Source organism: Dasania marina DSM 21967 (genome assembly GCF_000373485.1).
GTDB lineage: Bacteria > Pseudomonadota > Gammaproteobacteria > Pseudomonadales > Dasaniaceae > Dasania > Dasania marina.
Map to the genome: position 1 here is coordinate 570,756 of NZ_KB891585.1, position 14,133 is coordinate 584,888.

Here is a 14,133-nt window from a genome sequence, read left to right on the forward strand (position 1 = left end):
CGGTACCCCCGCAGCTATGCGGGGGTACGCCTATCCTGTTGTGACAATAGACTCTTTAACAGCGAACGGTACGCGGCCGAGCCTCTGGAATCTGGGGAGTATTGTGATAAAGGCATGCCCTCGCGACTGGCATCTCGTATACGGGTATCGACCGGAATCATAGCAGCCCAAATGGTGTGCGGGTAGGTATTGCGCAGCTCTCTTAACGCCCCCACGGAAGCTTGGGTACGGCGATCAAACATGGTGGGGATAATCGTATAGTCCATCTCTTTACGTAGTGACTGCGTCACCATGGAGATAGTACGTATCATCCGTTCCAAGCCTTTTAAGGCTAAAAACTCGGTTTGCACCGGCACCAATAAACGCTCGGAAGCCGCTAAGGCATTAATCATTAAAGCCCCTAACACCGGTGGGCTATCAATAAGCACGTAATCGAATTGATCCCACACTTTAGCCAAAGCGCGCGACACTTTTAAGCCCATGCCTTCAGCAGCGGCTCGGCGCTCTACCGTGGCCAGGGCCATGCTGCTAGGTAATAAGGTAAGCCCTTCGCAGGGGGTAGTTAATAGCAGTGATTTAATCACCTCGGCACTGGGTTCTTGCTCGGCAAAGAGATTGAAACTGCTGCTGGCCAAGGTGTCGGGGTCGTAGCCAAAATAACTGGTCATAGAGCCGTGGGGGTCTAAATCCAAGAGTAATACCCGCTGCTTACGCTCGGCCAATAAACCGCCCAACGTCACAGCCGTTGTGGTTTTACCCACCCCACCTTTTTGGTTTGCTACCGCCCAAACTCGCATTACCCAACCTCAAACCTGTGCTTGGCCCGTCAAATATTTGTTGAAATAAACTGATTATTTACCGTAATAGAGCCACTGCAATAATCTTGCCAGCTGCTTTAGCGACAGCCGATCAGGGATTTTCCGCCGGCGGATTGTCGCGGGTAAAAAGCAAGCCGCCGCCTTCCAGCTTAATAGTTTTCACCCCCTTGAGGGCGCCCTCAGGTACTGCCGCGGGTTCTGGCTCCTGCTCTGGCTGAGGCGCTTTAAAATCACGGTCACCCGCCAGCTCTGGCAACACCGGCCTAAGCTGCGCAGTTTTGGAAATCATTAGCACCACCCGGCGATTTTTGTCACGGCCTGCGGGGCTGTCATTATCGGCTATGGGCTGATACTCACCATAACCCACCGCCGCCATACGTACAGGGTCTACACCCTCTTCCGCAAACAATCTCACTACAGCGGCAGCTCTAGCAGCGGATAGCTCCCAGTTGGATTCAAAAAACTCATTGCTAATAGGCACGTTGTCGGTAAAGCCTTCCACCCGCATGGGATTGCTAGAATCTTTAAATAAACCAGCTAACTGTGCCAATAATTCCATAGAGGGCACTGTCAAACGAGCATCGCCGACTTCAAATAATAACGAAGACTTCATTTCTACCGACAACCACTCTTCATTGCCCTGCAGGTGTATCATTTTGGTATCGACTAAATCACCAAACACTTCTGCTATGTTGTCAGTGATTTTATGAAACTGCTCCGGTAGCTCGCCTTCATCATCACCGCCGCCCTCGCCTTCGGCCTCACCCTCACTGTTCTTTAAGGCCATGGCCTCTAGGTCGATTAAACTGACGTTGTTTTTTAGCGCCGGCTCGCCCATCTGTATAGGGTCTAGGCTGAGCTGAGTTTCTTTGTTGAAGGTTTTATTTAAGGTATTGGACAGCACCCTGTATTTGGTTTCATTAACTTGCGAGATGGAATACATCACCACAAAAAAGGCAAACAGTAGGGTAATAAAATCGGCATAAGAAACCAGCCAACGCTCGTGGTGAACATTATCGTCAACGACTTGTCGCCGCATAAGCGTTACCTAGTTACCGTGTAAAAAACCATCGAGTTTTAATTCTATGGCTCTGGGGTTTTCACCCTCGGCGATAGCAATAATGCCCTCAATGATTAATTCACGGTATTGCGCTTGGCTGCGGGCCAAGCCACGCAGCTTGCTGGCTATAGGCAGTAACAACAAGTTGGCAAACGCCACCCCGTAGATAGTGGCCACAAAGGCCACGGCTATGCCTGCCCCCAGCTTACTAGGGTCGGCTAAGTTACCCATCACATGTATCAAGCCCATCACTGCACCAATAATACCTATGGTGGGTGAATAGCCGCCCATGCTTTCATAAAATTTGGCGGCATCAACATCGCGCTGCTCTAGCACTAGGGTTTCTACTTCTAGGATGTTGCGTATATTTTCGGGCTCACCGCCATCTACTAATAATTGCAGACCTTTACGGGCGAACAAATCCGGTTCAGTTTCAGCAATATCTTCCAAACCTAATAAGCCGTCTTTGCGCGCCCGCGCCGACCACTTCACCACTTTTTTTACGCCCTGCTTAAAGCCAACGTTGGGGGGCGCAAACACATGTTTTAATCGTGACACGGCGAACTTTAAACCCAGCCACGGCGTTTGCAGCATGGCAGCCGCAAAGGTGCCGCCCACAACAATAAAAGCTGCCGGAAAGTTAGCCAGTGCCGACATGCTGCCACCCTCTAGGTAGTTGCCGCCGAGAATGGCAACAAAACCGAGAATAACGCCAAATATGCTGAGTAAATCCATCTGTTAGGTCGCTTGTATTAAACGTGGGCCGATTTGTTCCAGCGCTAAAACCTCATCGGTAAGCCCGGCCTTTGCTATCGCCATAGGCATACCGTATATCACCGAGGTTTTCTCGTCCTGGCCCCATACCGTGGCCCCTTTTTGTTTTAGCAATCTTGCCCCTTCACAGCCGTCGGCTCCCATACCGGTTAAGACCACTGCTAATACCTTATCGGCAAAAACATTGGCAGCTGAAGCAAAACTAATATCAACACAAGGTTTATAGTGTAAGCGCTCGTCCCCAGGTAGCACTTTTATCCTGCCACTAGCCGAAATAATCAACTGTTTACCGCCGGGCGCCAGCAAGGCAACCCCTGGCATTAAACGGTCGCCATCTACCGCCTCTTTGACGGTTATTTGGCAAAATGAATTGAGGCGCTCGGCGAAAGCGGTGGTAAAAGCGGCCGGCATATGCTGTATGAGTATTAGAGGTTTGGGGAAACTGGCTGGCAGCGACGACAGTACGCTCTGCAACGCTATAGGCCCGCCGGTGGACGTGCCTATTATAACCACGTCACAATCAACTTTATGCTTTTTGCGACTGGGCAGAATCGGATCTGGCGCTTTTACCGGCTCAAGCTCAACCGCGACTGTTGTTTTTTTACCCGATGATGCGACATCAAAAATAGCATCCGCTAAGCGTTTTTTTAATTGCACAGAACTGCTAGCGATTTCAGAAAAATTTTTCGGTAGGTAATCGATAGCACCCGCAGCTAATGAATCTAGAGTGATGCGCGCGCCTTCATAGGTCATGGATGAAAACATCAATATAGGCGTAGGGCACTCTTTCATAATGTACTGAACAGCGGTAATGCCATCCATAACCGGCATTTCATAATCCATAGTTATAACATCGGGCTTAAGCTTTTTGGTAAGCGCTATCGCCTCGACACCGTTCTCGGCACAGCCGATGACGCTTAAGCCATCGATTGTTGCAATCATGTCGCTTAAGCGCCGCCTGAAAAAGCTGGAGTCGTCAACTATTAAGACGGAAACCGTCATTTACAACCTCTGAAATATGAATGACGGGTGAGTAATATCGTTATTATCCGTCAGCAACTGTGCACTACGCAGTTTGATACCATCAACCTGCGTAGTGCTTTAGCATACTAGGCACATCGAGTATTAGCGCAATCCTGCCATCACCGGTAATGGTGGCACCGGCCATGCCGGGCGTGCCATGCAACATTTTTCCTAAGGGTTTAATGACCACCTCTTCCTGACCTATCAGTTGATCGACCACAAAACCAACCCGTAAGGTACCCACAGAGACAATGACCACATGAGCGCTATCAAGTTTTTCAATCTTTTTAGAGCCACCAATCAACCAACGCTTTAAATAGAACAAGGGTACCGCTCTATCGCGCACGATGACCACTTCATGGCCATCAACCACATTGGTTCGGGTTAAATCCATATGGAAAATTTCGTTGACACTGACCAGCGGGAAGGCAAAGGTTTGATCGCCTAACATCACCATTAAAGTAGGCATAATGGCTAAGGTTAGCGGCACTTTAATTTCTAAACGGGTGCCCTCACCGACTTTTGATTTTATAACAATGGAACCGTTAAGCTGCGTGATTTTAGTTTTCACTACGTCCATGCCCACACCGCGGCCAGAGACGTCGGAAATTTCTACTTTAGTAGAAAAGCCCGGCATAAAAATAATATCGAAACACTCTGAGTCCGATAAACGGGCAGCACTATCTTCGTCAAACAAGCCCTTTTCTACCGCTTTTTGACGCAACATATTGGGATCCATGCCCGCGCCATCATCGGTAATCGATAACAGGATTTGATCGCCTTCTTGCTCAGCGGCCAATATCACTTTGCCCATACGCGGCTTGCCTTTAGCCTCTCTATCGTCTGGCATTTCTATGCCGTGATCCACTGAGTTTCTTACCAAGTGAACCAAGGGATCGGCCAAGGCCTCCACTAAGTTTTTATCTAAGTCGGTCTCTTCACCTTGTAGCTCTAAAGTAATTTCTTTCTTCAGGTTGCGCGCCAAATCCCTAACCACACGAGGGAAACGGCCAAACACCTTTTTAATAGGCTGCATGCGGGTTTTCATTACCGCAGATTGTAAATCGGCCGTTACCACATCCAGATTGGAGACGGCCTTGGCCATGACTTCATCGCCGCTACTGGCACCCAAGCGCACTAAGCGGTTGCGCACCAACACCAGCTCGCCCACCATATTCATGATGTCATCTAAGCGCTGGGTATCAACCCGCACGGTGGTTTCAGCTTGCGAAGCCTCTTTATTGCCTGCCGCGCGTTTCGGCGCAGCTGGCACCTTGGCTTGACTATCATCGGCAGCTTTGGCGGTCGGCGTCGCTGTAGCGGATTGGGGTTTAGTGGCCGGTGTAGGTGTAGGTGCTGCTGGCGCTTTAGTTTCAGCTGCTGCTACGCCGGTAGGCCCCTGACCTTGGCCGTGCAGTTGATCTAGCAGGGCTTCAAATTCGTTATCATTAATTTCTTCACTGCTAGCTGCTGGCGCAGAGGCCGCTTTTGCTTCAGAAAAAGCCTGCGCTTTTTCGCTGCCCGGAGCACCGCCGCCATGCAGCTGGTTTAGCAGAGCTTCGAATTCATCGTCAGATATTTCATCGCTACTTGTTGATGACGCCGCAGGCTCTGGGGCCGCGCTGGGCTCAAGGGCTCCACCGTGCTGCCCTTTGCCATGTATCTGATCCAGTAAGGATTCAAATTCATCGTCGGTAATTTCATCGCTACCGCTACTGGCGGGAACTGCTGGTTCGGCTTGAGCGGGCGCTGACTCAGCAGCCGGCTCGGCGATAGCATCTAGAAACTGCTCAAACTCGGCATCGGTAATATCACCTTCGGCAGCCGCTGGCTCCAAACTAGGAGCTGATGCAGCTTCCGGGGCATCGGCTGCAGCCTCAGACACATCACGTCCTTCGACTAATGCGGTTAGGTTGGCCAATAATTGTGGGTCGGCGGGTGTCAACTCGGCGCCATTTTGCACTTCGTCAAACATGACCGTAACCACGTCTAAGACCTGTAACACTACGTCCATTAATTCGGGCGTGACCGAGCGCTGACCCGTGCGCAAGATATCAAATAAATTCTCGGTAATATGACAGCAATCAACCAATGCGTTGAGCTGTAAAAATCCTGCGCCGCCTTTTACCGTGTGAAAGCCACGAAAAATAGCATTCAGCAAGTCACGATCATCAGGGCTTTGCTCTAGGTCAACCAGCTGCTCAGATAATAATTCAATTATCTCGCCGGCTTCGACCAAAAAGTCCTGCAATATTTCGTCGTCTTCACCGAACATCCAATACTCCTAAAAGCCTAGGCTTGATAGCAGGTCATCAACATCATCTTGCCCCGACACCACATCATCACGCGTATCTGCATGAATTTGTGGCCCTTCGGCACCAGAGTCTAAGCCTTGTTTTTTTTTGTTGGGCTTAGCGGCAGGGTCTTTAACTATGCCGGTTAACTCTTCGATTTGACCTGCTACACGCATTAATTCAACTAAGCGATCTTCAACATCTTGTACCAGCGCTATCACCTTGGTGATGACCTGGCCGGTTAAATCTTGAAAATCCTGCGCCAATAAAATTTCATTGAACTTTTGGCCGAGTAAGGCATTGCCATCGATAGACTGCACTAAAAAGCCGTCTATACGTTCGGACAATAACTTAAACTCATCCACATCCATTTCGCGGCGCAATAAGCGCCCCCAGTCGGCTTGCAGCTGTTTGGCCGCTACACCTTGGGCTGTGGCGATGGGTATGCCTTCTTCAACCATGTCCATGGTCTTATCGGCAGAAGTTTGAGTAAGATTAATAACATAATCTAAACGATCTTTGGCGTTGGCCATTTGCGACTCATTATTCGCCGCATCACCGCCCGCTTTGCCGGGGTCAAGGTCAAAGTTGACTATCGCATCGTGTAAACCACGGGTTAGTTTACCCACCTCTTTGTAGAGGGTGTTATCACGCAACTCATTGAGATCTTGGATGACGTTATTGGCAGCAACATAATCGCGCTCTTCCAAGCTACTCATGAGAATGCCGGCTCGCTCTTTCAGCGACTCCCATACATCATCACTAGTGCCGGCCTTAGCCTGAGCAGAGTTATTGTTATCGTCCATGTAAAGCTATGCCTATCCCGAAGGGATCTGAGGGTGACTAACCGACGCGTTCAAAAATCTTTTCGATTTTTTCTTTTAGCACCGCTGCGGTAAAAGGCTTCACAACATAACCATTCACGCCGGCCTGTGCGGCCTCGACGATTTGGTCACGCTTAGCCTCTGCTGTCACCATCAAAATAGGCATGTCTTTTAAACGTGCATCTGCACGCACGGCCTTGAGTAGTTCTATACCGGTCATGCCAGGCATGTTCCAGTCAGTAACTAAAAAGTCAAAACTGCCATTTTGTAACATGGGCAAGGCTGTCTGACCATCATCAGCTTCTGATGTATTGGTAAAGCCCAGATCACGCAACAAGTTTTTAATGATACGCCTCATTGTTGAAAAATCGTCAACAACCAGAATCTTCATATCTTTATTCAAAGCCACCTCCAAACATATCATTACCCGCTTTGCGTTCGGTAAAATTATAATGTATCCAGTCTAGCCCCTGATTAGGGCGTAGCCAGTTTTTCTAACAAAAACAACGAATTAATCCTATTAAACCACAATACGTCAAGCTATGTATTAGCAACTGCCGTGGTTTGTTGCCTTAATAGGTATCTCGCTGCCAAGCCGACATACGGGTACGTAAACGCATCGCAGCCTGGCTGTGTATTTGGCTGACTCTGGACTCACTAACGCCCAGCACCAAACCAATTTCTTTGAGATTAAGTTCTTCATCGTAATACAATGACAGCACCATACGCTCACGCTCAGGTAACTGCGCTATACATGCCGCTAGACTTTCCCTTAGCGCTTGGCTTTCTATGCCATCTAGTGGATTTTCTGCATCACTAGGCAACTGCTCCTCGGGTTTGTCGTCACCGCTAACCAGCTCATCATAACTAAATAATTTGCTGGATGCAGAGTCTCTTGTAATTTTATAGTAATTTTCTAGGGGAATATTAAGCTCGTCGGCTACTTCTTGATCACTGGCATCTCTACCTGTGCGGTTTTCAACCGCTCGCATACCCTCGGATACCATCCTGGCATTACGATGCACTGAGCGCGGCGCCCAATCACCACGTCTAACATCATCTATCATTGAGCCACGTATACGTATGCCGGCGTAGGTTTCAAAGCTAGCACCTTTAGTGGTGTCGTAATTACGCGAGGCTTCCAGCAGGCCGACTAAACCCGCCTGAATTAAATCGTCTACCTGCACACTGGCGGGCATGCGGGCGAGCATATGGTGGGCAATACGTTTCACCAGCGGCGCGTGTCTCTCTACCACTTCATCTTGCGAAATACTTTCAACGTCGCTATACATCGATAATCTACTCGCTACAACCATTGGTTATTTCTCACCGCTACGATTCTGCCGAACCGTGTACTAGGCGCTCTACAAAAAACTCTAGGTGGCCGCGAGGGGTTGATGGCAAGGGCCATAAATCCACTTTTTCGGCCAACTGTTTAAACGCTATACCGGCTTTACTGCGAGGGGCAATATCCACTACCGCCCGCTGCCTTTGTACCGCTTTACGCACGGTTTCATCAAAGGGAATCTGACCTACATATTGCAGCGATACATCTAAAAAGCGTTCGGCCACGTGGGTAAGCTTATTAAATAAATTACGGCCCTCTTGGGCGGTGCGCGTCATATTGGCAACCACTCTAAAACGATCCACGCCATACTCACGATTTAGTAATTTAATCAGTGCGTAGGCATCGGTAATGGATGAAGGCTCGTCACAAACCACTACCAGTATTTCTTGTGAGGCGCGTACGAAGCTCACTACCGAATCAGAAATGCCGGCGGCGGTATCTATCACTAACACATCTATTTGGTGGCTAATTTCACTAAAGGCATGAATTAAGCCGGCATGTTCCATAGTGCCCAACATGGTCATTTTTTGGGTGCCGGAAGAAGCGGGAATAATACGTATACCACCCGGGCCAGTGAGCATTATATCGATTAAGGAACACTCCCCCGCCAACACATCTTCTAAGTTGCGCTTGGGGGTTAAACCCAATAGCACATCGATGTTGGCCAAACCCAAATCAGCATCCAATAGCGCAACGCGGCGCCCCATATTCGCCAAACTGACACTGAGGTTTATAGAGACATTGGATTTACCCACCCCGCCTTTACCCCCGGTTACTGCAATCACTTGTACTGGATGCGAACTACTCATGCTAGCGCTGACTCCTCGCTGCTATTATTTGAATGGCAATATTGCTTGGCATTCTACACTAACTATTCTGAATACCTAGCGATACACCGGGTATCACTAGGCTATTACGCTTATTCGGTTTAACTGATTAAGGCCTGTAACTCGACACTCATATCATCATCATCAACCTGCTGGTCTTTGGCCAACGCTATAGCCTCCCTAACAATAGTAGTCGACTCGGCAATGGCAATATCCTCGGGGATATTTTGGCCGTGGGTGCTATAGGCTACCGGTAGATTTTTTTCTACCGCCAAGCTAATACACTCCCCTAAGCTGGCGGTTTCATCCAGCTTGGTCAATATGCAGGCGGTTAAATTATCGGTTTTGTAATGATGATAAGCCGCTCGCAATACCTGCGGCTGACTGGTGGTAGGCAGCACCAGTATGGTTTTAACTTTAGCAGCCAATTCATTAATCGCCTGCGCCTGCTTAATTAAGCGTTGATCTTGATGGGTAAGCCCGGCGGTATCCACCAACACCCACTGCTTATGACGCAAGCCGTGCAGCACTCTGTCCAAGGGGTTATTTTTATCCACCACTTTTACCGGCACATTTAAAATGCGGCCCAGCGTGCGCAGCTGTTCATGGGCGGCAATACGGAAAGTGTCGGTAGTCACTAGGGCTAGGCTGTCAGCGCCATGTGCCATCACATGCCTGGCCGCTAACTTGCCTATCGTGGTGGTTTTACCGGCGCCGGTAGGCCCGACAAACACAAACACGCCCTGCTGGTTAATTAAATCTTCACCTACCACCGGTAATTGGTGGCTTAAGCGCCGCATTAATTGCATCCACACCGGTTTCTGGGCACTTAAAGCTGTAGGCCCTTCTAGTGACTGCCCATCTAGCAATTGATTAGCCACCTTAGCGGCTAGACCCATGCGCTTTAAACGTCGCCATAGGCCAGCCTTTTCAGGCTCGCTACTCGCAAACTGGCCCCAGGCCATAGAGGAGAGTTGCTGCTCTAATAACTGACGCATGGATTGTAGCTCTGAGCGCATTTGCAATACTTGCGGATCTTCGGTGTTGGCTGGCTGCTGCGACTTCGTGTACTCCTGCACCGCTGCCGCAACGGCCTCTTGTATGGCCTGTTTGTTTTGTTCAGCCTGCTGCGTTTGGCTGGCTGCAGAGATGGCTGTAGGGCTGTCTGCATTAGCAGCAGGGCTTAACTCTGGCGTAAAGCCCTGCTGCTGCATGGCTTCAACAAATTGATGCTGCTCATTCTTACCCAGTGTTGCTGCCAGTGCCGACGCCCGTTGGCGCGCCTGGTTTTGCATTCTGTCCACTTCTCTTTCTAGCTTGCTGGTCTGCTTTTTCTGTACTTTTTTGGTGGCTGCATGTGGCTGCATATCGGAGGGGTAAACACCGTTATCTTCAATTTCAGGCCGGTCTATGGCCGTCATTAATTCAACGCCTTCGGCGACCCGCTTATTCGACAGAATAACCGCATCGGGGCCCACTTCTTCCCTGACCATTTTTAAGGCCTGGCTCATGCTGGGAGCTACGAATCGTTTTAATTGCATCACGGTACCTACTTATTTAGTCAGCTTGCTGCTTATCAACCTATCGTGCCTCACCCTATGGTGCTTTCAATAGTGACCTGCTTGTCATCAGGTATCTCTGCGTAAGACAACACCTGCATATCGGCGGCGCTATAGCGTATAAACTTCGCCATCACCGCTCGCAGTGGTGCAGAAACCAGTAACACCGATGGCTTACCTGCCATTTCTTGTTGCTGCGCTGATTCCTGAAGAGCCTGTTGCAAGCGCTCCGCCAGCCCCGGCTCTAAAACAATGTCATCGCCGTTACCGGCTTGCTGGGACTGCTGTAAAGACTTAAGCAATAACTGTTCCATTGCTGGATCTAATGCAATAACAGGCAATAAACCGTCCCTACCGTAGATGGCCTGTACGATCACGCGGCGCAACGCCACCCTAGCCGAGGCGGTTAAGGCGGCAGAATCTTGACTCTGGCTACCGCTGGCCGCCAAGGCTTCGGCGATAGTGCGCAGGTCGCGGATGGGCACCTGTTCAGCTAGCAAGTTTTTCAGCACGGTAAGCAGCATATTCAAGGGCACTACACTGGGCAGTTCCTCAGCTAACTTAGGAGAGTTCTTGGCCAGCTTATCCAGCATCTGCTGCACTTCATCGTGGCCCAGTAACTCATGGGTGTGCTTTTGTAATAATTGGTTGATATGGGTGGCCACCACGGTGCTGGCATCCACCACCGTGTAGCCTAGCGTTTGCGCCTGATCTTTAGAGGCCGGGTCTATCCACACCGCCTCTAAGCCAAAAGCTGGATCGGTGGTGGGTACGCCATCTAGTTTGCCGAATACCTGGCCAGGATTAATAGCCAAGTCTCTATCGGGATAAATCTCGGCTTCACCGGCGGTAACCCCCAACAAAGTTATGCGGTAGGCATTGGGCAACAGCTCTAAATTATCCCGTATATGCACCGAGGGGATTAAGAAACCCACCTCTTGCGAGAGCTTTTTACGTATGCCTTTAATACGATTAAGTAACTCGCCGCCCTGGGATTTATCCACCAGCGGTATCAGCCTATAGCCCACTTCTAGGCCTATGGCATCGACGGGATGGACGTCATCCCAACCCAGTTCGGGTAGCTCTGCGGCCTGCTTGGCGGCCACCTCTTGCTGCTCTAACTGACCGCGTTCGACTTGCTGTGCTTGCTCTATTTTTTCGTCGCCATTTTTATTAATATACCAAGCCATACCTCCCGCCATTGCCGCCAAGGTTAAAAAGGCAAAGTGCGGCATACCGGGAATTAAACCCATAAACGCCAGAATCACCGCCGCCACACTTAAGGCCTTGGGGGATTCGAACATTTGGCTCATCACCTGCTCGCCCATATCCTTAGAGCTATTCACCCGCGTCACCATAATAGCCGCAGTAGTTGAAAGTAATAACGAGGGGATTTGCGCCACTAAGCCATCACCGATAGTGAGTAGCGAGTACACTTGCATGGCCTGACCAAACTCTAGGTCATGCTGCACCATACCTATGCCTAGGCCACCCAATATATTAATGGCGAGGATTAACATGCCCGCCACCGCATCACCGCGTACAAATTTGCTGGCACCGTCCATAGAACCGTAAAAATCAGCTTCACCGCCTACTTCTTCACGGCGGGTACGGGCTTCATCTTGGGTAATAAGGCCTGAGTTTAAATCAGCATCGATGGCCATTTGCTTACCGGGCATAGCATCCAAGGTAAAGCGCGCGCTCACCTCCGAAATACGGCCGGCACCTTTGGTTACCACCACAAAGTTAATAATCATGAGGATTAAAAACACCACTAAACCCACGGCGTAATTGCCCCCTATCACCACCTCACCAAAGGACTGAATCACCTTACCGGCGGCATCACCGCCCTTATGCCCTTCTAACAACACAACGCGAGTAGAGGCCACGTTTAAGGCTAAACGCAGCAAGGTAGCAATTAACAAAATGGTGGGGAATACCGCGAAGTCCAGCGGTCTCAGGGCGTAAGCTGCGACCAGCAACACGACGATGGCCAAGGCAATATTAAAAGAGAACAGCACGTCTAATAAAAACGGCGGCACCGGCAATATCATCATGCCCAATAAAGCCAACAACAATATCGGTGCACCTAGATTGCTTTGCAATATAACCTGCAGGGGAGTACGACGTGTTGCGGTAGTAACGGCCATAAGGGTTTTGGGCTCTTAACAATAGCGCCAGTTTTCTGGCAAAAAGTGGGTAATAAGGCTAATAGAGCAAGAAGCTTTCCAGTTTTTAGTTTTCCGGCGTATCGGGCCTAATTATTTTCCCATCCACCCCATAACTCACGTCATTAGGCACCTCTACATCCGCCATAGGTTTAGGCTTGACCCCCTCACCCTTGCGATGCGCCTTAAGCTGAAACACATAGGCCAGTACTTGCGCTACCGCCAGATATAACTGGCTGGGAATCTCTTCATCCAAATCAGTAGTGAAGTAAATGGCCCTAGCCAATGGCGGCGCGGCCATCATCATCACGTTGTGGGCAACGGCAATTTCGCGTATTTTTAACGCAATTTGGTCGGTACCCTTGGCTACCACTACCGGTGCACCGCTACCTTCTAAGTCATACCTAAGCGCTACCGAAAAGTGCTCAGGGTTGGTGATAACCACATCAGCGTTAGGCACTTCCGCCATCATACGACGCTGTGCTATCTCCCTTTGCATCTGTCTTATTCTACCCTTCACTTCCGGCTTACCCTCGGAGTCTTTCATTTCATCCTTGACTTCCTGTAGGGTCATTTTTAATTTTTTCTTATGGGAATACAGTTGATAAGGCACATCAAAGATAGCGATAAAAATCGTGGTTGCACTGATAGTCAGCACCGCATAGGACACCACCGCTATCGCATGCGGCACCGCCTCTTGTACCGAAGAAACCCCTAAGTTTAATAATTCGCCCTGAAAATAATTCAGCACCAGCATGGTAACGCTAGCCACCAATACAAACTTCGCCAAGGCCTTGGTCAGCTCCACCAGCGAGTTAGGTGAAAACAAACGCCCCAAGCCTTTAACTAGACTTAACCGGCTAAACTTCGGCATTAAAGCCTTAGCACTGAGCATCCAACCGCCCAGCAAAATATTGCCCATAAAAGCGGCTATAGCCAAGGTCACCATAAACGGTGTTAAAGCTTGTATAGCGGCGAAGGCAGTAGCCCCCAAGTGCGCAAACATCATTTGTTCATCGAAGGCCGCGGCTCTATCCAAGCTAAAGTTGTAGCGCATAATATTTTTTAAGGCTTCGGCCAAAGGCCCGCCAAAGCTAATTAAACCAATTACCCCGCCCACCAAAACAAAGGTGGTGTTTAGCTCTTTGGAACGGGCTATCTGCCCGTCCTCCATAGCCTTTTGCAGCTTTCGAGGGGTGGGTTCTTCGGTTTTTTCTTGACCGTTTTCGTTTTCTGCCACGTGGCTACTCAGTGATCGTATCTATTTAGCAGCCCGCGTCAAAAAAACACGCAGCTACGCCGTATTACAGGGTTAGAGCAAGACTTGTGCCTATATGCCTATTAATGGAGTTAGCGGTACCTCGCAGCGACCTAAACCATTAATTTGTAATAATTTGTAAAAACCGCTTTCACATAGGTCAATTACTTATATGCTTAA

Annotated in this window: 12 protein-coding genes; all 12 read right to left on the minus strand. The window is 49.5% G+C overall.

What is annotated here, in order from left to right; genetic code table 11:
- Nucleotides 1-14: 14 nt before the first annotated feature.
- On the minus strand, nucleotides 15-797 hold the full coding sequence (locus tag B067_RS0112255) for a ParA family protein (RefSeq protein WP_019530378.1): 783 nt from the start codon (nucleotides 795-797) through the stop codon (nucleotides 15-17).
- Between the two features lie 112 nt (nucleotides 798-909).
- A complete protein-coding gene (gene motD, locus B067_RS20380) occupies nucleotides 910-1,857 on the minus strand; it encodes a flagellar motor protein MotD (RefSeq protein WP_019530379.1) in 948 nt (315 codons plus the stop codon).
- Between the two features lie 9 nt (nucleotides 1,858-1,866).
- The gene (locus B067_RS0112265; protein WP_019530380.1) at nucleotides 1,867-2,613 is read right to left on the minus strand and encodes a flagellar motor protein; all 747 of its coding nucleotides are present in this window, start codon (nucleotides 2,611-2,613) and stop codon (nucleotides 1,867-1,869) included.
- A 3-nt stretch (nucleotides 2,614-2,616) separates the two neighbouring features.
- Nucleotides 2,617-3,654: a protein-glutamate methylesterase/protein-glutamine glutaminase gene (locus tag B067_RS0112270; RefSeq protein ID WP_026244620.1), complete on the minus strand. Its 1,038-nt coding sequence runs from the start codon at nucleotides 3,652-3,654 to the stop codon at nucleotides 2,617-2,619.
- 82 nt (nucleotides 3,655-3,736) lie between these two features.
- Complete coding sequence (locus B067_RS0112275; protein ID WP_019530382.1) at nucleotides 3,737-5,950, minus strand: chemotaxis protein CheA; 2,214 nt, start codon at nucleotides 5,948-5,950, stop codon at nucleotides 3,737-3,739.
- Between the two features lie 9 nt (nucleotides 5,951-5,959).
- Nucleotides 5,960-6,775: a protein phosphatase CheZ gene (locus tag B067_RS0112280; protein ID WP_019530383.1), complete on the minus strand. Its 816-nt coding sequence runs from the start codon at nucleotides 6,773-6,775 to the stop codon at nucleotides 5,960-5,962.
- A gap of 37 nt (nucleotides 6,776-6,812) precedes the next feature.
- Nucleotides 6,813-7,196, minus strand: a complete 384-nt coding sequence (gene cheY, locus B067_RS0112285; protein WP_026244621.1) for a chemotaxis response regulator CheY — start codon at nucleotides 7,194-7,196, stop codon at nucleotides 6,813-6,815.
- Nucleotides 7,197-7,365: 169 nt separating this feature from the next.
- On the minus strand, nucleotides 7,366-8,085 hold the full coding sequence (locus B067_RS0112290; RefSeq protein ID WP_019530385.1) for an RNA polymerase sigma factor FliA: 720 nt from the start codon (nucleotides 8,083-8,085) through the stop codon (nucleotides 7,366-7,368).
- 40 nt (nucleotides 8,086-8,125) lie between these two features.
- The gene (locus tag B067_RS0112295; protein WP_019530386.1) at nucleotides 8,126-8,950 is read right to left on the minus strand and encodes a MinD/ParA family protein; all 825 of its coding nucleotides are present in this window, start codon (nucleotides 8,948-8,950) and stop codon (nucleotides 8,126-8,128) included.
- Nucleotides 8,951-9,069: 119 nt separating this feature from the next.
- Nucleotides 9,070-10,509 carry a flagellar biosynthesis GTPase FlhF gene (flhF, locus tag B067_RS0112300; RefSeq protein ID WP_019530387.1) on the minus strand — a complete coding sequence of 480 codons (1,440 nt, stop codon included), beginning with the start codon at nucleotides 10,507-10,509 and terminating at the stop codon, nucleotides 9,070-9,072.
- A gap of 50 nt (nucleotides 10,510-10,559) precedes the next feature.
- Nucleotides 10,560-12,677 (minus strand): flagellar biosynthesis protein FlhA, encoded by a 2,118-nt coding sequence (gene flhA, locus B067_RS0112305; protein ID WP_019530388.1) that lies wholly within the window; start codon nucleotides 12,675-12,677, stop codon nucleotides 10,560-10,562.
- Nucleotides 12,678-12,762: 85 nt separating this feature from the next.
- Nucleotides 12,763-13,935 carry a flagellar biosynthesis protein FlhB gene (gene flhB / locus B067_RS0112310; RefSeq protein WP_019530389.1) on the minus strand — a complete coding sequence of 391 codons (1,173 nt, stop codon included), beginning with the start codon at nucleotides 13,933-13,935 and terminating at the stop codon, nucleotides 12,763-12,765.
- Nucleotides 13,936-14,133 lie beyond the last annotated feature (198 nt).

Bases quoted from the DNA above. Each gene is read 5' to 3' on its own strand.
- B067_RS0112255 (WP_019530378.1), bottom strand. From the start codon at position 797: ATGCGAGTTTGGGCGGTAGCAAACCAAAAAGGTGGGGTGGGTAAAACC.
- motD (WP_019530379.1), bottom strand. From the start codon at position 1,857: ATGCGGCGACAAGTCGTTGACGATAATGTTCACCACGAGCGTTGGCTG.
- B067_RS0112265 (WP_019530380.1), bottom strand. From the start codon at position 2,613: ATGGATTTACTCAGCATATTTGGCGTTATTCTCGGTTTTGTTGCCATT.
- B067_RS0112270 (WP_026244620.1), bottom strand. From the start codon at position 3,654: ATGACGGTTTCCGTCTTAATAGTTGACGACTCCAGCTTTTTCAGGCGG.
- B067_RS0112275 (WP_019530382.1), bottom strand. From the start codon at position 5,950: ATGTTCGGTGAAGACGACGAAATATTGCAGGACTTTTTGGTCGAAGCC.
- B067_RS0112280 (WP_019530383.1), bottom strand. From the start codon at position 6,775: ATGGACGATAACAATAACTCTGCTCAGGCTAAGGCCGGCACTAGTGAT.
- B067_RS0112290 (WP_019530385.1), bottom strand. From the start codon at position 8,085: ATGTATAGCGACGTTGAAAGTATTTCGCAAGATGAAGTGGTAGAGAGA.
- B067_RS0112295 (WP_019530386.1), bottom strand. From the start codon at position 8,950: ATGAGTAGTTCGCATCCAGTACAAGTGATTGCAGTAACCGGGGGTAAA.
- flhF (WP_019530387.1), bottom strand. From the start codon at position 10,509: ATGCAATTAAAACGATTCGTAGCTCCCAGCATGAGCCAGGCCTTAAAA.
- flhA (WP_019530388.1), bottom strand. From the start codon at position 12,677: ATGGCCGTTACTACCGCAACACGTCGTACTCCCCTGCAGGTTATATTG.